The following is an 18,813-nucleotide window of genomic DNA, read 5'->3' as shown; positions in this document are numbered from 1 at the left end:
GCTGTCCGGAGGCGGATCGGCGCGGTGGTCCGGTTAACCGGACCACCACCCCATCGCGTCTGGGACAGTGAGGCGCCGCCACGGCGGCGGGGAGGGGGACGGGATGCCGACCGACGAGACGGTGGAGGACCTGCTGCGGCGGGCCTTCGACGACGCCCGCGGCGAGGGCCGTCGGCTCGAGCTGCACGGCCTGCACGCCGGGGCGCGCGAACGGGCGCAGCGCCGTCGCCGGCGGCGCGCCCTGCTGACGACCGCGGGGTCGGGGCTGGCGGCAGCCGCGGTCGTGGCCGCGGTCGTCGTGGTCCCCGGGCTGGCGCACAGGCAACCGCACCTGCTGCCCGCCACGCCGTCGCGGACCGCGACCTCGACGACCCCGGCGACGGCCGGCCCAGCCGCGTACGGCGGCGCCTACGAGATCCCCGACGTGCTGCCCGAGCATCTGCCGGCGGGCCTGGCGCAGCCGTCGGCCTCGGTCCCCATGCACACCCGCGACCCGCAGCTCACGGGCAACCTCGGCTCGTGCGACTGGTCCGGCGAGGTGCGCAAGCCGGTGGCGGGCCGCGACTGGCAGCTGTACGACTCGTCGAGCTGGCGGGCGGGCCTGAGCGTTGCCGGCTTCACCACGGGCACCGGCGCCCAGGCCATGCGCGAGCTGGTCGACACCACCCTGGCCTGCCATCTCCCCGGCACCCTCGCGCCGGTGGCCTGGCCGGGCACCACGAGCACCCATTTCCTCGCCACGACGTCGGGCGACCCGCGCGTGCCGGACCAGCAGGCGATCGCCGTCATCCGGGTGGGCGACCTGCTCGTGGCGGGGTTCGCCAGCGACGACGCCGTCTGGCGCGCCAGCGAGACCGCGCGGTCCCTGGCCGAGGAGGCCGCCACCAGGCTGGCCGGCTTCGCCCCGGCACAGGGGAAGCCACTCGGCACCAGCACGCAGGCCCCCAACGCCGCCTCGCGCCCGGGGGCGGTCACCACCAGGGCACCGGACCCGAGGGAGAACGCCTACGCGCTCGGGGAGCAGCTCTTCCCGTCGACCACCCAGCTCGGCCACGGGATGCGCTACCACAGCGTGCCGATCGACGGCCCGCTCACTCCGGCCGCGTCCGGTGCCCAGGTCTGCGACTCGGTCCTCGTCGCGGAGGCCAAGGGGGTGGCCAAGGACCACAGCCCGCACCCGGTCGCCGGCACGCAGAACGAGGCCTGGGCCGGTTCCGGGAGCGGTGGTGTCGTGACCCCCACCGTCACCGTCACGGTCACCGGCTGGAAGACCGGCACCGGCGCGGCCCGCTTCGCCGACCTCCAGAAGAACAGGGGCTCCTGTGTGTGGCTGCCCGAACAGGAACGGGTGAGCTGGCCCGGCGCCGACCCGTCCCGCACCTGGCTGTCGCGCTCGGTGGGAGGCGGACTGCAGCAGTACCTGGCCTCGCAGCGGGTCGGGGACCTCATCGTCTCGGTGGTCGTGGGCGGCCTGCCCGGCGACGAGGAGAAGGGCGAGGCGATCCGGCTCTCGGACCTGGTGGCCGGCCGGGTGCGCGCCTCCGGGCTGCCCGCCGCGGAGGGGAGGTAGGCGTGGCACACCTGTGGGGACCGGTGGAGCCCGCGGAGGCGGAGGGCTACGTCGACGCCGCACTGCCCCGCCTCATGGGGGCGGCCCTCGCGCTGACCGGGCACCGTCAGGACGCGGAGGACCTCGTCCAGGACACGCTGGCCAGGGTGATCCTCCAGTGGCGCAGGGTCGAGGCAGCGGACAGCCCCGACGCCTACGTGCGGCGCACCATGGTCAACCTCTTCATCTCGGGCAGGCGCCGGCGTTCCTCGCGGGAGCTCGTCTCCCACGACGTCGTCACCCACGAGGGTCGGGTCCGCATGATTGAGGGCCATGAGGGCGAGGTCGCTACCCGCGACCACATGTGGCAGCTCCTCGCCACCCTGACTCCGCGGCAGCGGGCGGTCATGGTGCTGCGCTACTACGACGATCTCCCCGACGCCAGAATCGCCGAGGTGCTGGGGTGCTCGGCGGTGTCGGTCAGGGTCGCGGCACCCAAGGCGCTGGCCGGGCTGCGCGCCGGGCTGGACGCGCGGCCACCCGTCGCGCCGTGACGCGGGCGGGCGCACCGTCCCCTCACCCGACACCGCGGTATGCCGCGCACGTCACCGGACGTGCGCGGCATACCGCGGTCCGGGCCTGAGAGACTTGACCCATGCCCCGGAGCAACCGACCCCGCCGCGGTGGTGCACCGCGAGGCCGGGGCGGCGAGGCGCCCCTCGACCTGGGCCGCGTGCTCGGCGGCATGGAGCGCCGGGAGTCCTTCGGCGGTGAGGACTGGTTCGTCCGCCGCGTCTCCGGCGCCGGCTCGACGAAGACCTACCGGTGCCCGGGCTGCCAGCAGGAGGTGGCCCCCGGCATCCCCCACGTCGTCGCCTGGCCCGCCGACGGACTCGGCGGCGTGGACCAGCGACGGCACTGGCACACCCCCTGCTGGTCGGCCCGCGACCGGCGACGACCCCAAGGATCGACGCGTTGACCCACGGACACGGCCACCACGAGATACGCGCCAACACGGTGCTCCCGGCGCGGCGCGAGGACATCGAGCTGCACACCGCCGACGGGCTGACCCTCGTCGGTGAGCTGGCGCTGCCGCTGGACCGCGACCCCGTCGCCACGCTGGTCACCCTGCACCCGTTGCCGACACACGGCGGCTACATGGACTCCCACGTCTACAAGAAGGCGTCCAACCGGCTGCCGGCGCTGGCCGACATCGCCGTGCTGCGCTTCAACACCCGCGGCACGTCCTCGCCCCGGGGCACCTCGCAGGGGGCGTTCGACAACGCGGCGGGGGAGCGCTTCGACGTGGCCGCGGCCATCGAGTACGCCGAGTTCCACGACCTGCCGCACCGCTGGCTGGTCGGCTGGTCCTTCGGCACCGATCTGGCGCTGATGTACGGCAACGACCCGGCGGTCGAGGGGGCGATCCTGCTCAGCCCGCCGCTGCGGTTCAGCCGGCCCGAGCACCTGCAGGCCTGGGCGCAGGGGGGCAAGCCGCTGGTGGCGCTGGTGCCGGAGCACGACGACTACCTGCAGCCGGCCGAGGCGGCCGAGCGGTTCGCCGTCGTGCCGCAGGCCAAGGTGGTCGGCGTCGAGGGCGCCAAGCACCTGTGGGTCGGGGAGAACTACGTGCGGCGGGCGCTCGACGAGATCGTCGGCGTGGTCGCCCCCGACCGGGTCCCGCTGCCGCACACCTGGCACGGCCCGGTCGAGTGACGAGGCTCAGGCACGCCGCTGCCGGGGCAGCAGCACCTCCTCGTAGATGAGCAGCATGCCCGCGGCGACCGGGATGGCCAGCAGAGCACCGAGCATGCCCAGCAGGGTGCCGCCGACCAGGGCCGCGATGATTGTGATGGCGCCGGGCACCGAGACGGTGCGCTGCATGATCCGCGGCGCCACCACGTAGTTCTCGATCTGCTGGTAGACGACGTAGTAGACGAGGGCGATGATCGCCTTCTTCGGCTCGTCGAAGAAGGCCACGGTGCACACCACCGCAGCGCCCAGCGACGCCCCGACGAGCGGCACGAGGCCGAGCAGGCCGACGGCCACCGCCAGGACGGCCGCGTAGGGGATGCCCACGATCGTCATCATGATCCAGCTGCAGATCGCGTTGACCGCCGCGACCGCCACCTGACCGATGGCATAGCTGCCGACCCGCCGCATGATCTCCTCGGACAGCGAGATGAAGCGCGGGCGCCGGCTCGCCGGCACCATCGCGTAGGCCGCGTGCTTGATCTGCGGCAGCGACGCCAGGAAGTACAGCGTCAGGATCAGCACGGTGAAGAAGGCGAAGAAGCCGGTGAGCACGGCCCGGCCGGCGCCGAGGACGCCACCGAAGACCTGGCTCATGAAGTTGCTGTCGGTGACCCGCTTCTGGAACTCGTGCTGGAAGCTCTGGACCACGTGGTAGTGGCTGTCGACATCCTTGACGACCCGGTTGTTCAGCAGGCTGTTGAGGTAGTCCGGGGCGCTCTGGGCCAGGGCGCCGCCCTGCTCGGCGACCGGCGGCACCACGAGGAAGCCCACCGCGACGAAGACTCCGGCCAGGCCGAGGAACACCACCGTGACAGCCAGCGCCCGGCGCAGCCCGCGGCGCACCAGCCACTCCACCAGAGGGTTCAGCGCCAGGGTGAGGAAGAGCGCCACCAGCAGGAGGGTGAAGACCTGCGTCAGCTGCAGGAAGGCGTTGTAGAGGGCGTAGGCGATGAGCACCCCGAACGCGCCGACGAACCCGACGTAGAAGGGGGAGTGGCGGTTCAGCGGCTGGCCGGCCAGGCCGTACTGCGGCAGCGCCTGCGTGGGGGCCTGGCGCGGGGTCTGGGGCGGAGCCTCGTGCGGGGTCGGTGCAGGGCCGGTCCCCGGCGTGGGCGTCGGGCCGGGCGCGGCGCCCTGGCCGTCGGTGACCTGTCCATCGGTGGCGCCCCGGCCGTTGGTCGCCGGCTCCTCGGCGGTCTCGGTCCAGCCGGGGTCGTCGTAGGTCGTGTCGTCGTCGATCACCACGGGCAGGCGGTTGCTCTCACGCAACGTTGCCCGCTGACGCCGACGGAACTCGGACCACCGCTCCCACATGACTGGACCTCCCGCGGCGAGCCTAGTCGGCGCGGGAGGTCCAGTGCGTGCACATCGAGCCCGACGGCTCAGGCGTTGCGGAACCGGTTGATCGCGGCCTCCAGCGGAGCGCGCTTGGCCGGGTTGCTGACGCCCAGGCCCGGCTCCGGGGCGAGGGCCAGGACGCCGACCTTGCCCTGGTGCCGGTTGCGGTGGACGTCGTACGCCGCCTGGCCCACGTCCTCCAGCGCGTACGTCCTGGACAGGGTCGGGTGGATCAGCCCGCGGTTGATCAGGTCGTTGGCCTCGAAGGCCTCGCGGTAGTTGGCGAAGTGCGAGCCGATGATCCGCTTGAGGTTCATCCACAGGTAGCGGTTGTCGTACTCGTGCATGAAGCCCGACGTCGAGGCGCAGGTGACGATCGTGCCGCCCTTGCGCGCGACGTACACCGAGGCGCCGAAGGTCTCCCGGCCCGGGTGCTCGAAGACGATGTCGGGGTCCTTGCCGCCGGTGAGCTCGCGGATCTTGGCACCGAACCGCTTCCACTCCCGCGGGTCCTGGGTGGTCTCGTCCTTCCAGAACTTGTAGCCCTCGGCGTTGCGGTCGATGACCAGCTCGGCGCCCATGGCCTTGCAGATGTCGGCCTTGTCCGGGCTGGAGACCACGCAGACGGGGGTGGCGCCGGATGCCAGGGCCATCTGCGTCGCGTACGAGCCGAGGCCGCCGCTGGCGCCCCAGATCAGGACGGTGTCACCGAGCTTCATGCCCGCGCCGTTGCGCGAGACCAGCTGGCGGTATGCCGTGCTGTTCACCAGGCCGGGGGAGGCGGCCTCCTCCCACGTGAGGTGGTCGGGCTTGGGCATCAGCTGGTTGGCCTTGACCAGGGCCAGCTCGGCCAGGCCGCCGAAGTTGGTCTCGAAGCCCCAGATCCGCTGCTCCGGGTCGAGCATCGTGTCGTTGTGGCCGTCGGGGTGCTCGAGCTCGACGGACAGGCAGTGGGCGACGACCTCGTCGCCGGGCTTCCAGGCGTGCACGCCGGGGCCGGTGCGCAGGACCACGCCGGACAGGTCGGAGCCGACGATGTGGTACGGCAGGTCGTGCCGCTTGGCCAGCGGCGAGGTGCGCCCGTAGCGCTCGAGGAAGCCGAAGGTCGACACCGGCTCGAAGATCGAGGTCCACACGGTGTTGTAGTTGATGGCGCTGGCCATCACGGCGACGATCGCCTCGCCCGGGCCGAGCTCGGGCACCGGCACCTCGTCGAGGTGCAGGCTTTTGCGCGGGTCCTTGTCCCGGCTGGCCTGGCCCTCGAACATCCCGGCCTCGTCCTTGTGCACCGTCACGGCGCGGTAGGACTGCGGGATCTCCAGGTTGGCGAAGGTCTCCTGCGAACGGTCGCCGGAGAGGATGGCGTCGCGGATGGCCTGCATGGTCGTACTCCTCAGGTGGGGGAGACCGGCTCGCGGTCACGCGTGGGCTGCGGCCGAAACTACTGTCGGGTACCCGCTCTTGGGCAGGGACTGAGAGCCCGGCCACACGGTGACCTGCATCACCGGCGTCGCCCGTCCCTCCTCAGCCGCGGGCGGTGGAGCCGGTCAGCCCGCACAGGGCCGAGACCGTCGTCAGCTCGTAGCCGTCGGCCTTCAGCCCGGTGATGATCGCGTCGAGGTGGTCGATGGTCACCAGACGGTCCGCGGGACCGGTGTCGTGGGCGAGGACCACCGACCCCGGTCGCACCACGCTGCGGATGTAGCCGGTGATGCCCTCGGGGTGCCGGACGTAGAGGTTCTCGCGCATCTGGGCGCTCCAGAGCACGGTGGTGAGCTGCTGCTCGGCGGCGGCGAGCAGCGACGACCCGGCGAGGTGCCCGTAGGGCGGACGGAACAGGGTCGGGCGCACCCCGTAGGCGTCCTCGATCTCGGCCGTGGTGCGCTGCAGCTGGCCGGTGCAGGCGGCGTGGTCGAGCCGGGCGAGGTCGGGGTGGTCCCAGGTGTGGTTGCCGATCTCGTGCCGGCCGACGGACTCGCGGTGGATGGCCCCGTGCCGGCGCACGTTGATGCCCTTGACGAAGAACGTCGCCGGGACGTCATGCCGGGACAGCGCCTCGAGCACGCGCGGGGTCCAGTCGGGCATGGGCCCGTCGTCAAAGGTCAGCGCGACCCGGCGCGTGGTGGTCTGCCCGGACCAGATCACGGTCCCGGAGGGGGCGTGCGGGGCGGACAGGTCGGGCCGGACGCCCGAGGCATAGCCGCCGTAGAACGGCAGGTGCGTGCTCTCCGGGGCTGCGACGGCGCGGTCCGCCGCGAACAGCCCGAGCGCCCCGGCGGCGGCTCCGCCGGCACCGGTCAGTAGGTCTCGTCGCCTCATCCCCACACAGGGATCGTACGGGCGGCAGGCCGACCTCCTGCCGTCAACTGCCCGGAATGCCCGGACGGCACGTGCTCCGAGGTGCCAGACTTGGCGGCACAGGGGCGGGACAGTGAGACCAGTGTCAAGGGGGCGGCAGGGTGAGGCGCGGCATGGTGTCCGCAGCGGGCGTGATCACGCTGCTGTTGACCGCTGTCCTCGTGGGCCTCAACCCCGGACCTGCGCCGGCCCAGCCGAGGCTCGCCACGGGTCCGGGATGGAGCCGGGGTTGGCGCCCCAGCGACGAGGCCGCCGGGGATGAGGCGTGGCTCGCCGAGGGCACCGTGCCCGGGGAGGGCCGGCGGTGGCGCCCCATGGTGCGCGCGGCCCTGCTCGACCTGCACCGCCTCACCGGGCCCGGCGGAGCCGTCGCCGCCGGACCGGTCAACGGCTGGAACTACGCGTGGCCACGCGACACCGCCTTCGTCGCCGCCGCGCTGGCCCACTCCGGGCACGTGCAGGACGCGGAGCAGGCGCTGCGGTTCCTGCAACGCGTGCGGCTGCCGGACGGCGGCTTCCAGGCCCGCTACCGGCTCGATGGCAGCGGCCCGCCGGACCGGCGGCCGCGGCAGTCCGACGGTGCGGGCTGGGCGCTGTGGTCCCTGGAGCAGGTGTCCAGGGTGAGCGGTCGGTCCGTCACCGCCGCGTCGCTGCGGCCACTGCTGGACGACTCGACCCGCTTCGTCCTGGCGGTCACCGACGTCGGTCGACGCCTGCCGCACCCCTCGCCCGACTACTGGGAGGTGCCGGTGTCGGGCACCTCCCTGGGCACCGTCGCGCCGTTGCTCGCCGGCCTGCGGGCCAGTGAGCGCCTCTACGCCTCGCTCGGGGAGACCAGGCTCGCGCAGCGGTCGGGCACGGCTGCGGACCGGCTCGCCGCGGCGCTGACGCAGCAGTTCGGCGGCCGCTTCGAGCGTTTCGGGCAGTACGGCGGCCTCGACGCCGCGGTGTGCTTCCTCATGCCACCGTTCACCGCCACCGCGACGCCGGCCGTGCAGCGCCGGTGGAACGACTACCAGGACGAGGCCCTGCGCCCGGCCGGGGGACTGGCGCCGGGCACGGCGTGGCGGCTGGACGGCATCTCGTGGACGCCGGAGACCGCTCTCGCGGGCTACACCGCGGCCATGAGTGGACGCACCCGGCAGGCCGAGCACTGGATGGACTGGCTGCAGGCGCACCGCACCTCGTGGGGGAGCCTGCCCGAGAAGGTGCTGGGCAGTGGCGCACCTGCCGGGCCCGCCCCGCTGGCCTGGACCTCCGCCCTCGTGGTGCTCACCGCAGCCGGGATGCCGACCGGTTCCGTCGGTGAGCAGCCGCAGGACCGCCACCGCGGCACCGTGAACCTCGGCCGGGCCTGAGCCCTGTCAGTGCCCGGAGCCCGACGCGGGCTCCACCAGCTCGACGAGGATGCCCCCGGCGTCCTTGGGGTGGATGAAGTTGACGCGGCTGTTGGACGTCCCCCGCTTGGGCACGTCGTAGAGCAGCCGCAGTCCGCGCTCGCGCAGCACCCGGCATACGGCGTCGATGTCCTCGACCCGGTAAGCGAGCTGCTGCATGCCCGGGCCGGAGCGCTCGAGGAACTTGGCGATCGTCGAGGCGGGGGACAGCGGCGCGAGGAGCTGGATGCAGGAGCCGGACTCGCCCACGGCCATCATCGCCTCGCGCACCCCCTGCTCCTCGTTGACCTCCTCGTGGGCCAGTGCCATGCCGTAGGTGTCGCGGTAGAACGCGATGGCCTCGTCGAGGTCGGCGACGGCCACGCCGACGTGGTCGATGGCCGTGAACAGGTGCGTCGGGAGGGCTGACATGCCCGCCAGACTAGGCAGCCGCCCCGGCCGCGGACAGCAGCCGTGGCTGTGGCCCTCACCACGGTTCGCGGCGGTATCGCGCGGGCTAGAGTGACGCTGAAACCACCCCTGGCGTTGGAGGCTTGGCATGAGCACGGACCGTCCCACTTCAGTCATCGTCGCAGGTGCGCGGACCCCGATGGGTCGCCTGCTCGGCTCGCTGAAGGGCTTCTCGGGCGCGGACCTTGGCGGGATCGCCATCAAGGGCGCGCTGGACAAGGCCGGGGTCAGCGGTGACCAGGTCGACTACGTGATCATGGGCCAGGTGCTCCAGGCCGGGGCCGGCCAGATCCCCGCCCGCCAGGCCGCGGTCAAGGCCGGCATCCCGATGACCGTCCCGGCGCTCACCATCAACAAGGTCTGCCTCTCCGGCATCGACGCGATCGCGCTGGCCGACCAGCTGATCCGCGCCGGTGAGTTCGAGGTCGTCGTGGCCGGTGGCCAGGAGTCGATGACCAACGCCCCGCACTTCCTCGAGAAGTCCCGTGAGGGCTTCAAGTACGGCGACGTCACCATGCGCGACCACATGGCCTTCGACGGCCTGTGGGACGCCTTCACCGACCAGGCGATGGGTCTGCTGACCGAGCAGGCCAACACCGGCGAGCAGCAGTTCACCCGCGAGCAGCAGGACGAGTTCTCGGCCCGCAGCCACCAGCTGGCGGCGAAGGCCTGGAAGGACGGGCTGTTCGACGACGAGGTCGTGCCGGTCTCGATCCCGCAGCGCAAGGGCGACCCGATCGAGTTCAAGTCCGACGAGGGCATCCGGGCCGACACGACCGCGGAGTCCCTGGGCAAGCTGCGTCCTGCGTTCAGCAAGGACGGCACGATCACGGCCGGCTCCGCCTCGCAGATCTCCGACGGCGCCGCCGCCGTGGTCGTCATGAGCAAGGCCAAGGCGCAGGAGCTCGGCTTGTCCTGGATCGCCGAGATCGGCGCCCACGGCGTCGTCGCCGGCCCCGACTCCTCGCTGCAGAGCCAGCCGGCGCGCGCCATCGCACTGGCCTGCGAGAAGGAGGGCATCACGCCCGCCGACCTCGACCTGGTCGAGATCAACGAGGCGTTCGCCGCGGTCGGCCTGGCCTCCACCAAGGAGCTGGGCATCGACCCCGAGATCGTCAACGTCAACGGCGGTGCGATCGCCCTCGGCCACCCGATCGGCATGTCGGGTGCGCGGATCGCGCTGCACCTGGCCCTCGAGCTCAAGCGCCGCGGCGGCGGGGTCGGCGCGGCGGCGCTGTGTGGCGGCGGCGGGCAGGGCGACGCCCTGATCGTCCGCGTCCCGCAGGCCTGAGTCCCCCCGCGACAGAGAGCGAGCCCATGGCATCGCGCCCCGTTGACGTGCCCGCCCTGGTCGAGTCGGCCAGGGCGGGTTCGCCGCGTGCCGTCGCGCGGCTGATCTCCCTGGTCGAGGACGGCCACCCCGCGCTGCGGGAGGTGATGGCCGCCCTGGCCCCGCACACCGGCCGGGCGCACGTCATCGGGATCACCGGCAGCCCCGGCGTGGGCAAGTCGACCTCGACCAACGCGCTCGTGGGGGCCTTCCGCGCCCGCGGGCAGCGCGTCGGCGTCCTCGCCGTGGACCCGTCCTCGCCGTTCTCCGGCGGGGCCCTGCTCGGCGACCGGGTGCGCATGCAGGACCACGCACTCGACCCCGAGGTCTACATCCGGTCGATGGCCAGCCGCGGCCACCTCGGCGGCCTGTCGTGGACGACGCCGCAGGCGCTGCGGGTGCTGGACGCCGCCGGCTGCGAGGTGGTCCTCGTCGAGACCGTCGGGGTGGGCCAGAGCGAGGTGGAGATCGCGGGGCTGGCCGACACGACTATCGTGCTGCTGGCGCCAGGCATGGGTGACGGCATCCAGGCCGCCAAGGCCGGCATCCTGGAGATCGGTGACCTGTTCGTCGTCAACAAGGCCGACCGCGACGGCGCCGACGCAACGGTGCGCGACATCCGCCACATGATCAGCCTCGGCGACCGCACCGAGCCCAACCTGTGGCGGCCCCCGGTCGTCAAGACCGTTGCGGCACAAGGCGAAGGCGTCGACGAGGTCATGGAGTCCATCGACAAGCACTTCGCCTGGATGGAGTCCACCGGGGTGCTGCGCGAGCGGCGGGTGCGCCGCGCGGGCGACGAGATCGAGGCGATCGCGCTGCAGGCCCTGCGCCAGCGGATGGGCGACCTGCGCCACGGCAACGGCGTCGACGAGCTCGCCGCGCAGGTCGTCGACGGCAGCACCGACCCCTACGCCGCCGCCGACCAGGTCGTCGCCGCGCTCACGTGACGTCATGACCCGTCGGATGTCCGTGCAGGACACGCTGTGGCTGAACATGGACCGGCCCGACAACCTCATGACCATCGACTGCGTCTTCTGGACGTCCACGCCGGTGACCCTGGCGCAGGCCCGCGAGGCGCTGCAGGCGCGGATGGTCGACCGGTTCCCCACGTTCCGGTCCCGTCCGGTCCCCGCGCCGGTGCTGGGTGCGAGGGCGGCATGGGAGCCGGACCCGGACTTCGACCTGGGCCGGCACGTCCTGCCGGCCACCCTCCCGGAGCCGGGGATGGTCGGGCTCGAGCGGTTCCTGAGTGAGCAGCGCGGCGTGCCCCTGCCCGGGGACCGTCCGCTGTGGCGCGCCCACGTCGTCCCCGAGCTCGACGGCGGGTCGGCCGTCGTCATCCGGCTGCACCACGCGATCGCCGACGGGATCCGGCTGACCCAGGTCGCCCTCGGCCTCTTCGACGGGGAGCATCCGGCCGCGGGGACGACGCCCCGCACCGTCTCCCCGGCGCCGGGGGCCTCGCTGCTCAGCGGCCTTCGCTCCCTCACCGGCGCGGTGCTCGACCGGGTCCCGGTCGCCGGCCCGCTGGCGCGTCCGCTCGCCGACGCCGCCGGAGGGCTCGCGGAGCAGGCCCTGGTGCAGGCCGACCGTGCCCGGCACACCCTCGCGGCGGTGATCCCGTTGCTGTCGCTGCCGGCCGAGGTCCCGGCTGCCTGGCGGGGACCGCTGGGCGAGCGAAAGAGCGTGGTCTGGGGCGACCCGGTGCCGCTGGAGCGGGTCAAGGAGGTGGGCCGCCGGACCGGGGGCACGGTCAACGACGTGCTGACCACGTGGCTGGCCGGCGCCCTCGCCCGCTACCTCACGGCCCGTGGCGAGGAGCCGGTCCCCACCACGTGGCTCATGCCGGTCAACCTCAAGCCGTTCGACCACAACCTGCCCGAGACCCTCGGCAACCACTTCGCGGTGGTCCCGCTGGAGCTGCCCTCGGGCCAGGAACCGCTGACCGAGCGGATCGCGCTGCTCCAGCGCCGCACCGGCACGCTGCGCGACTCGCACACCGCGGCCCTGATGTATGCCGTGCAGCAGGTGGGCAGCCAGACCCCGCGCCCGGTCGCGCGGTTCCTCACCGACCTCGTCGCCAACCAGTCGGTGGGGGTGCTCACCAACGTGCCGGGCCCGCGCGAGCAGGTCACCTTCGCCGGCGCGCCGGTGGCCGGGATGGTGGCCTGGGCGCCGTCCACCTCGCACCAGCCGATCTCGGTCAGCATCTTCAGCTACGCCGGCTCGGTGGTGGTGGGCTTCGCGTGCGACGAGCGGGTCATCCCCGACGCGCCGGCGCTGCTGCAGGCGTTCCAGGACGAGGTGGCCGACTCCCTGCGATGACCGGGGCGAAAACCGGGTGAGCCGGCGGTCCGGCGCTCCTAGCCTGAAGTACGTGCAGATCCGTCAGGTGGACGTCCACGACGACGCCGAGCTCGGCCAGGCCCACGCGGTCCTGGACGCCGCCCTGCGGTTCGAGCGTCCGTACGCCCCGCCGTGGCCGCTGCGGGAGCTGGCCGTCGACCTGCGCAACCCCGCGCCGGGGGAGTGGATGGGCGCCTGGGCGGCCTGGGAGGGGCCCGCCGTCGTAGGCATGGCCTGGGTCTGGGAGTCCCTGGTCGACAACACCGACAAGTGCTGGCTGCAGGTCTGCGTCGAGCCACGGCACCGCGGCCGGGGCGTCGGCTCGGCCCTGGCCGAGCAGGTCGTCGCCTGCTGCGCCGAGGCCGGCCGCACGGTCCTGCTCACCGAGTCGGCCTACCCCGAGGCTGCGGCCGCCGACCACGGCTACCGCCGGTTCGCCGAGCGGCACGGCTTCCGCCTGGCCAGCACCGAGGTGCACCGGGTCCTCGACCTGCCCGTCGCGGACCGGCGCCTGGACGATCTGGCCGCCTCCGCGGCGCCCAGCCACACGGCATACCGGCTGGAGACGTTCGCGGGGGACGTGCCCGAGGAGCTGCTGCCCTCCCTGTGCCACGTGCGCAACCACCTCACGGTCGACGCGCCCACGGGCGAGATCGACTACGAGCCCGAGGCGGAGACGCCGGAGCTCTACCGCGAGCGCGAGGTGCGGCTGCGCGAGCAGGGCCGGGTGAGGCTGACCACCTTGGCCATCGCGGGCAGCGGTGAGGTGGTCGCCTACACCGACCTCGCCGTGACCCCGGACGAGCCGGAGCACGTGCACCAGTGGGGCACCATGGTGCGCGGCGACCACCGGGGGCACAGGCTGGGCCTGGGCCTCAAGGTCAGCAACCTGCAGGCCCTGCAACGGTCCTGGCCGTGGGCTCGCCTGGTCCACACCGGCAACGCCGACGTCAACGCGCACATGATCGCCATCAACGAGGCGCTCGGCTTCCGGGTCGTCGAGCTGCTCCCCGAGTTCCAGCGCCGGATCGACGGCTGACCCGGCACCTCAGCGGGCTGCCACGGCCGTCTCGCCACGCGCCGCCGCCCGCTCGACCTCCAGCAGCGACTCGCTGTGGCGCTCGGCGTCGAAGGCTGCCCGCCCACCGCGGACGCCGAACAGGCGCTTGGTCCACAGGATGTAGACGACGGCAAAGACGTTCAGGGCGAACGCGGCGATACGCAGCCACGTGACCTTCTCGACCAGCTCGTAGACCTCCAGCGGGATGAACACCGCGGTGCCGACGACAGCGACGTACTCGCCCCAGCGCTTCATCAACCACAGGCCCACGGCCTCCAGCAGCTCGAGGGCGCCATAGGCGAGGACGCCCAGGGCCACCAGCAGCAGCGTCGAGTGGGAGGCGGCGAAAGCGCGCTGGATCAGGTGCACCGGGCCGGCGTTCTGCAGGTCCACCCCCAGCCGGTCGGCCAGGGGGCGCAGGGTCGGCAGGTAGGAGTCGAAGACCTTCTGCAGGGCCAGGCGTGAGCCGTCGAAGCGCCAGACGCCGTAGGCCAGGGCGACCAGTAGCAGCCCACGGAGCGCCCGCTCGAGAGCCAGGAAGCGCAGCACGAACGCGTCCCGCAGGGCCCTGCCACGCAGGACGATCGGCGCTTGGTCGGCGGGGCCGCGGTGGCGGGGCTCGCCGAGGACCCAGTCCCCGCAGCGCAGGCACCGCCACGCGTCCCCTGCCGGCGTCGACGCGTGGAGGCGCTGCGCCAGGGCCTCCTCGTCGGGGGCATACGTCTCATGGCCGTGCCGCCCGCACGAGCGCAGGTTCCAGTCGAAGTGCCGCAGGGGTCCTCTGGCCACGGGTCGAGCCTACGTCGGCCGGCGGCGCGGAACCTGACAAATGACCTGCTCGCGCGCGGGTCTGGGCCCTAGGGTCGGGCCCATGACGGAACCGGGGGCCGGATTGATGGACCGGCAGCGCGCCGGCGCGGGCACCGCGATCGAGGTCGAGGACCTCGTCAAGCGGTACGGCGACACCACGGCCGTGGACGGGGTGTCCTTCAGCGTCCGGCGGGGGGAGTTCTTCGGCATCCTCGGGCCGAACGGTGCCGGCAAGACGACCACGCTGGAGATGGTCGAGGGCATCCGCGAGCCGGACGCCGGTCGGGTCAGCGTGCTGGGGGAGAGCCCCTGGCCGCGCAACCCGCGCCTGCTGCCCCGGCTGGGCGTGCAGCTGCAGGCCTCGGCGTTCTTCGACAAGCTCACGGCGCGCGAGCAGATCCGCTCCTTCGGCTCGCTCTACGGCGTCCCGGCCTCCCGGGCCGACGAGATGCTGGAGGTCGTCGGCCTGACGGACAAGGCCGACACCCGCGACGAGAAGCTCTCGGGCGGCCAGCGGCAGCGGCTCTCGATCGCCTGCGCCCTGGTGCACGAGCCGGAGGTCGTCTTCCTCGACGAGCCGACCGCGGCGCTGGACCCGCAGGCCCGGCGCAACCTGTGGGACCTGCTGCGGCTGATCCAGCAGCGGGGCACCACCGTCGTCTACACCACCCACTACCTCGACGAGGCCGAGGCGCTGTGCGACCGGGTCGCGATCATGGACGCCGGGCGCGTCCTGGCCCTGGACACCCCGGCCGCGCTGGTCCGCGGCCTGCACGCCGCGACCCGGGTGGCGCTGCCGGAGGCCGGCCTGTCCGAGGCCGAGGCGCGCCAGCTGCCCGGTGCCGACGAGGTCCGGGCCGGCCAGGGCGAGACGGTGATCGCCACCCGCGACCCCGCGACCCTCATCCAGGCGCTCGCCGAGCGCCACCACCTCGACGGGGTGAGCGTCCGCACGGCCACCCTCGAGGACGTCTTCCTGCACCTGACGGGACGGGAGTACCGCGCATGACCACCACCGCGCCCGCCCCGGCGGCCGTCGAGGCCGGCCACACGGCATACGCGCCGTCGACCTGGCACCAGCTGCGCACGCTGGGCCTGGCCATGCTGCGCGGCTTCATGCGGGACCGGACCGCGCTGTTCTTCACGTTCTTCTTCCCGCTGATGTTCCTCGTCGTCTTCGGCCTGGTCTTCAGCGACGACAAGGCGAGCCGGCAGGACCTCGGCGTGGTCGGCACCGGGGCCCTGGTGGAGCAGCTGCCCAAGGACGTGTTCGCGACGAAGACCTTCCCGACGTGGGACAAGGCCGTCGCCGCCGTTCGCAACGGCGACATCCCGGCGGTGGTGCGCCAGCGGGGCGGCACGGTAGAGCTGCGCTACGCGGCCAGCGACCGGGTCAAGGCCGCCACGATCCAGGGGATCCTCAACGCCGTCGTCGACCGCAGCAACGTCGCCGCCACCGGCCAGCCGCCGAGGACGACGCTGGTGTCCCAGCAGGTCGAGAACGCCGAGCTCAAGCCGATCCAGTTCCTCACTCCGGGGCTGCTGTCATGGGGCATCGCCTTCTCGGCGGCGTTCGGGGCATCCATGACGATCGTGGGCTGGCGACGCCGGCAGGTGCTGCGCAAGCTGCGGCTGGCGCCCGTGCCGGTCTCGGCCATCGTCGGGGCGCGGGTGGGGGTCTCACTGCTGACCGCGTTCGCCCAGGCGGCGCTGTTCTTCGTCATCGCCTCCCTGCCGGTCTACGGGCTGCGCCTCGACGGCTCGGCCTGGCTGTGCGTCCCGCTGCTCGTCGCGGGCACCTTGGCGTTCCTGTCGATCGGGCTCCTCGTGGGCTCGATCGCCAAGACCGAGGAGGCCGCCAGCGCCCTGGCCAACTTCATCGTGTTGCCGATGTCGTTCCTGTCCGGCACGTTCTTCGACATCTCGCAGGCGCCGTCGTGGCTGCAGACGGTCAGCCAGGTGATGCCGCTCCGGCACATGAACGACGCCATGATCGGCGTGCTTGCCCGCGGCCAGGGCGCCGGCTCGATCGTGGCGCCGATGGCGATCCTGCTCGGCTTCGCGGCCGTCGTCACGTTCATCGCCTCGCGGTTCTTCCGCTGGGACGTGGACTGACCAAGGAAGAAGGACGACATGTGGGCTGCCATGAGGTACCGGCGGGCGCAGGGACTGGTCATCGCCGGCCTCGCCGCCCTGATCACCGTGTGCCTGTGCTTCGCCCCGCTGTATGAGCGGGCACTGGACCAGGCGCTGGTCCGCAGGGCGCTCGACCGCGCCCCGGACTCCACGACCGGGCTGGTGCTGACTTCCTCCACGGGTCGGGACACCAGCCGGCGGATGTCCGTTCAGGAGCTGACCGCCCTCGTGCCGGCGTCCCTGGCGCAGGCCTCCAGGCCGCCGCTGGCCAGCACGACCGTGCGCCTGGACCTCGGGGACGACAGCATGGCCGGCGCGCCGACCGGCTTCCTCACGACCCGGACCGACATCTGCGCGCACATCACCGTGGTGTCCGGCCGGTGCCCGACCGCGCGGGGCGAGGTGGCGGTGACCGCCGCGGACGCCACGCTTCGCTCGTGGCACCTGGGCCAGCGGCTGCTGGTCACCGAGGTCGTGCCGGGGGTCGTCGGCCGGGACGCCCCGCACAAGATGCTGACCGTCACCGGGACCTATCGGCAGCAGCCCGGGGAGTACTGGTTCGGCCAGCTGCTCGGCGGCCGCGCCGGGACCTCCGACCCGTTCACCGGCCAGGAGTCGCTGGACACGTGGGTCACCGCCGGCGCGACGATGACCGGCGACAGCCCCACGGCCGGCGGGCCGGGCCCCGACGGGAGGTACATCCCCTCTGACGGCACGACCGACCCGACCAAGGGCTGGATGGCTCCGGCCAACGAGGTCGACCTGCCGCTGCGCGAGCCGGCGGTCGGCGCCGACGAGCTGCCCGGGGTCGCCCGGGCCGTGACCGGGGTCCAGGCCGCGGCCCTCGGCAACGGCAAGTCCGTCACCGCGAGGTCCGGCCTGCCCGCGATCGCGGCCGACGTCGCCACCGGCCGCCAGCAGGCGGCCGTGATCGTGCCGCTGCTCATGGCCCAGCTCGGGATGCTGGCCCTGGTGGTGCTGTGGCTCGTCCTCGTGGCAGCCATCGAGCAGCGCCGCCCCGAGGTGGCGCTGGCCCGGCTGCGCGGGCGAGGTCCCGGCGGGGCGCGGCGCCTGCTGTTCGGTGAGCTCGGGGCGATGGTGCTCGCCGGTGTCCCCGTCGGCTTCGTCCTCGCCATCGGACTCAGCGTGCTCGCGAGGCAGGTGTGGCTCGTCCCGGGTGTGCCGTTCGAGCTCCCCGTCGGCGCGCCCCTCGCCGCGCTCGTGGCAGCCGTGGTGTCCCTCCTCGCGGTCCTGCTCGCCACCCGCACCGCCACCCGTGAGCCGATCGTGGCCCTGCTGCGCCGGGTCCCCGCCCGTCGGCACGGCTGGGCGCTGGGGGTCGTCGACGCCGCGGTGCTCGCCCTCGCCGCAGCCGGCGTGCTGGCCCTGGTGAGTGGCAACCTGTCCGGCCCCCTGGCCCTGGCCACACCCGCGCTGCTGGCGCTGGCCGTCGGCCTGCTGCTCGCCCACGTCCTGGTGCCCGTGACGGCGGCGGCCGGCCGGCGGGCCCTCGCGCGCGGCCGGGTGCGGCGCGGGCTCACCGCCCTGCAGATCGCCCGGCGTCCGGCGGTGCGCCGGGTCGTCACCACCATCACCGTGGCCACTGCCCTCGTGGTCTTCGCCAGCGACGCCCTCGTGGTGGGGGAGCAGAGCCGGCGGGCCCGCGCGATGGCCGAGGTGGGCGCGCCCGCGGTCATCGACGTCCTCACCGGCTCGGTGCCGGCGGTGCGCTCGGCCCTGGCCACGGTCGACCCCACCGGGCGCCTCGCCACCCCGGTGGTGCGGGTGGGGACCGTCGGCGAGGGCAGCACGACGACCCAGGCGGTCGTCCCGGACCAGTTCGCGCGGATCGCCCAGTTCCCGGGCCAGGACGCGGCGGCACTCCCGTGGGCGCGGCTCGCGGCGCCGGCCGTCGCGCCCCTGGTGCTCACCGGCGGGCAGCTGCACCTGACCGTGGCCGGCGAGAGCGTCGCCACCGACCCCCCGGGGGCGCCGACCGACGGGCTGCCCCTGTCCCAGCGACTCCCGCGGCTGGGGATGCAGCTCGTCCTCGCCGACGGCTCGCGCCGCAGCCTGGACCTCGGCCCGATCCCGGCGGCAGGGACCCGGCGAGCAGGGCCGGCAGGTTCACCGGCGTCGACGCGTGCTGCAGGACGACCTCAGGGGACGCGGCATCGGAGTAGTGGATCCGCAGCGAGGACCCGTCCCCGGTGGCGGTGACGTCGTCCGGCCGGGGACCGGAGCCGTCACCGGGCAGCCAGGTCCCGTCGCCGCCCCAGGG

At 73.4% G+C, this 18,813-nt stretch carries 17 protein-coding genes; 12 read left to right on the top strand and 5 right to left on the bottom strand.

Features of this window, described 5'->3' with window-relative positions; translation table 11 throughout:
* Positions 1–103: 103 nt before the first annotated feature.
* From ACXVGS_RS15935 to ACXVGS_RS15920, 4 genes are all read left to right on the top strand, one after another.
* Positions 104–1,570 carry a hypothetical protein gene (locus ACXVGS_RS15935; RefSeq protein WP_458528685.1) on the top strand — a complete coding sequence of 489 codons (1,467 nt, stop codon included), beginning with the start codon at positions 104–106 and terminating at the stop codon, positions 1,568–1,570.
* Between the two features lie 2 nt (positions 1,571–1,572).
* Positions 1,573–2,103, top strand: coding sequence for a sigma-70 family RNA polymerase sigma factor (locus tag ACXVGS_RS15930; protein ID WP_458532544.1), 531 nt, complete (start codon positions 1,573–1,575; stop codon positions 2,101–2,103).
* A gap of 101 nt (positions 2,104–2,204) precedes the next feature.
* Positions 2,205–2,528, top strand: coding sequence for a hypothetical protein (locus tag ACXVGS_RS15925; RefSeq protein ID WP_458528683.1), 324 nt, complete (start codon positions 2,205–2,207; stop codon positions 2,526–2,528).
* Positions 2,525–3,265, top strand: coding sequence for an alpha/beta hydrolase (locus ACXVGS_RS15920; RefSeq protein ID WP_458528682.1), 741 nt, complete (start codon positions 2,525–2,527; stop codon positions 3,263–3,265). The genes ACXVGS_RS15925 and ACXVGS_RS15920 overlap by 4 nt, the downstream gene beginning before the upstream one ends.
* 6 nt (positions 3,266–3,271) lie before the next feature.
* On the opposite strand, the gene ACXVGS_RS15915 is transcribed toward ACXVGS_RS15920, so the two are convergent.
* The 3 genes from ACXVGS_RS15915 to ACXVGS_RS15905 all read right to left on the bottom strand — a co-directional run bounded on the left by ACXVGS_RS15915 (position 3,272) and on the right by ACXVGS_RS15905 (position 6,961).
* On the bottom strand, positions 3,272–4,618 hold the full coding sequence (locus tag ACXVGS_RS15915; RefSeq protein WP_458531243.1) for an AI-2E family transporter: 1,347 nt from the start codon (positions 4,616–4,618) through the stop codon (positions 3,272–3,274).
* A 68-nt stretch (positions 4,619–4,686) separates the two neighbouring features.
* Positions 4,687–6,024: a crotonyl-CoA carboxylase/reductase gene (gene ccrA / locus ACXVGS_RS15910; RefSeq protein ID WP_458531242.1), complete on the bottom strand. Its 1,338-nt coding sequence runs from the start codon at positions 6,022–6,024 to the stop codon at positions 4,687–4,689.
* Positions 6,025–6,166: 142 nt separating this feature from the next.
* Complete coding sequence (locus ACXVGS_RS15905; protein ID WP_458528680.1) at positions 6,167–6,961, bottom strand: polysaccharide deacetylase family protein; 795 nt, start codon at positions 6,959–6,961, stop codon at positions 6,167–6,169.
* A gap of 152 nt (positions 6,962–7,113) precedes the next feature.
* Here ACXVGS_RS15905 and ACXVGS_RS15900 point away from each other — a divergent pair, with 152 nt between their 5' ends.
* Positions 7,114–8,358 carry a glycoside hydrolase family 15 gene (locus ACXVGS_RS15900; RefSeq protein WP_458528679.1) on the top strand — a complete coding sequence of 415 codons (1,245 nt, stop codon included), beginning with the start codon at positions 7,114–7,116 and terminating at the stop codon, positions 8,356–8,358.
* Positions 8,359–8,364: 6 nt separating this feature from the next.
* Here ACXVGS_RS15900 and mce read toward each other — a convergent pair whose 3' ends face one another.
* Complete coding sequence (gene mce, locus ACXVGS_RS15895; protein ID WP_458531240.1) at positions 8,365–8,808, bottom strand: methylmalonyl-CoA epimerase; 444 nt, start codon at positions 8,806–8,808, stop codon at positions 8,365–8,367.
* 127 nt (positions 8,809–8,935) lie between these two features.
* Between mce and ACXVGS_RS15890 the strand changes: the two genes are divergently transcribed.
* From ACXVGS_RS15890 to ACXVGS_RS15875, 4 genes are read left to right on the top strand one after another with little or no spacing between them, the layout of a single operon-like run.
* Positions 8,936–10,138 carry an acetyl-CoA C-acetyltransferase gene (locus ACXVGS_RS15890; protein WP_458528677.1) on the top strand — a complete coding sequence of 401 codons (1,203 nt, stop codon included), beginning with the start codon at positions 8,936–8,938 and terminating at the stop codon, positions 10,136–10,138.
* Positions 10,139–10,164: 26 nt separating this feature from the next.
* Positions 10,165–11,127: a methylmalonyl Co-A mutase-associated GTPase MeaB gene (gene meaB, locus ACXVGS_RS15885; RefSeq protein WP_458528676.1), complete on the top strand. Its 963-nt coding sequence runs from the start codon at positions 10,165–10,167 to the stop codon at positions 11,125–11,127.
* A 4-nt stretch (positions 11,128–11,131) separates the two neighbouring features.
* Entirely contained in the window at positions 11,132–12,505 is a 1,374-nt protein-coding gene (locus ACXVGS_RS15880; protein ID WP_458533059.1) for a WS/DGAT domain-containing protein, read from the top strand.
* A gap of 52 nt (positions 12,506–12,557) precedes the next feature.
* The gene (locus tag ACXVGS_RS15875) at positions 12,558–13,565 is read left to right on the top strand and encodes a GNAT family N-acetyltransferase (RefSeq protein ID WP_458531237.1); all 1,008 of its coding nucleotides are present in this window, start codon (positions 12,558–12,560) and stop codon (positions 13,563–13,565) included.
* Between the two features lie 9 nt (positions 13,566–13,574).
* On the opposite strand, the gene ACXVGS_RS15870 is transcribed toward ACXVGS_RS15875, so the two are convergent.
* Positions 13,575–14,375 (bottom strand): DUF2127 domain-containing protein, encoded by an 801-nt coding sequence (locus ACXVGS_RS15870; protein WP_458528673.1) that lies wholly within the window; start codon positions 14,373–14,375, stop codon positions 13,575–13,577.
* Positions 14,376–14,457: 82 nt separating this feature from the next.
* Between ACXVGS_RS15870 and ACXVGS_RS15865 the strand changes: the two genes are divergently transcribed.
* Genes ACXVGS_RS15865 through ACXVGS_RS15855 form a run of 3 tightly spaced genes read left to right on the top strand, consistent with a single transcriptional unit; the run spans position 14,458 to position 18,752 of the window.
* Complete coding sequence (locus ACXVGS_RS15865) at positions 14,458–15,405, top strand: ATP-binding cassette domain-containing protein (protein WP_458531236.1); 948 nt, start codon at positions 14,458–14,460, stop codon at positions 15,403–15,405.
* A complete protein-coding gene (locus ACXVGS_RS15860; RefSeq protein WP_458528670.1) occupies positions 15,402–16,511 on the top strand; it encodes an ABC transporter permease in 1,110 nt (369 codons plus the stop codon). Before ACXVGS_RS15865 ends, ACXVGS_RS15860 begins: the two co-directional genes overlap by 4 nt.
* A gap of 18 nt (positions 16,512–16,529) precedes the next feature.
* The gene (locus tag ACXVGS_RS15855) at positions 16,530–18,752 is read left to right on the top strand and encodes an FtsX-like permease family protein (RefSeq protein ID WP_458537167.1); all 2,223 of its coding nucleotides are present in this window, start codon (positions 16,530–16,532) and stop codon (positions 18,750–18,752) included.
* Positions 18,753–18,813 lie beyond the last annotated feature (61 nt).

The sequence above is a fragment of the Oryzihumus sp. genome, from assembly GCF_054325275.1.
The sequence above is the reverse complement of the archived record's forward strand: the minus strand, read 5'-3'. Positions and strand labels throughout refer to the sequence as shown.

Bases quoted from the DNA above. Each gene is read 5' to 3' on its own strand.
- ACXVGS_RS15900 (WP_458528679.1), top strand. From the start codon at position 7,114: ATGGTGTCCGCAGCGGGCGTGATCACGCTGCTGTTGACCGCTGTCCTC.
- ACXVGS_RS15925 (WP_458528683.1), top strand. From the start codon at position 2,205: ATGCCCCGGAGCAACCGACCCCGCCGCGGTGGTGCACCGCGAGGCCGG.
- meaB (WP_458528676.1), top strand. From the start codon at position 10,165: ATGGCATCGCGCCCCGTTGACGTGCCCGCCCTGGTCGAGTCGGCCAGG.
- ACXVGS_RS15855 (WP_458537167.1), top strand. From the start codon at position 16,530: ATGTGGGCTGCCATGAGGTACCGGCGGGCGCAGGGACTGGTCATCGCC.
- ACXVGS_RS15880 (WP_458533059.1), top strand. From the start codon at position 11,132: ATGACCCGTCGGATGTCCGTGCAGGACACGCTGTGGCTGAACATGGAC.
- ccrA (WP_458531242.1), bottom strand. From the start codon at position 6,024: ATGCAGGCCATCCGCGACGCCATCCTCTCCGGCGACCGTTCGCAGGAG.
- ACXVGS_RS15915 (WP_458531243.1), bottom strand. From the start codon at position 4,618: ATGTGGGAGCGGTGGTCCGAGTTCCGTCGGCGTCAGCGGGCAACGTTG.
- ACXVGS_RS15935 (WP_458528685.1), top strand. From the start codon at position 104: ATGCCGACCGACGAGACGGTGGAGGACCTGCTGCGGCGGGCCTTCGAC.
- ACXVGS_RS15865 (WP_458531236.1), top strand. From the start codon at position 14,458: ATGACGGAACCGGGGGCCGGATTGATGGACCGGCAGCGCGCCGGCGCG.
- mce (WP_458531240.1), bottom strand. From the start codon at position 8,808: ATGTCAGCCCTCCCGACGCACCTGTTCACGGCCATCGACCACGTCGGC.
- ACXVGS_RS15890 (WP_458528677.1), top strand. From the start codon at position 8,936: ATGAGCACGGACCGTCCCACTTCAGTCATCGTCGCAGGTGCGCGGACC.
- ACXVGS_RS15905 (WP_458528680.1), bottom strand. From the start codon at position 6,961: ATGAGGCGACGAGACCTACTGACCGGTGCCGGCGGAGCCGCCGCCGGG.
- ACXVGS_RS15860 (WP_458528670.1), top strand. From the start codon at position 15,402: ATGACCACCACCGCGCCCGCCCCGGCGGCCGTCGAGGCCGGCCACACG.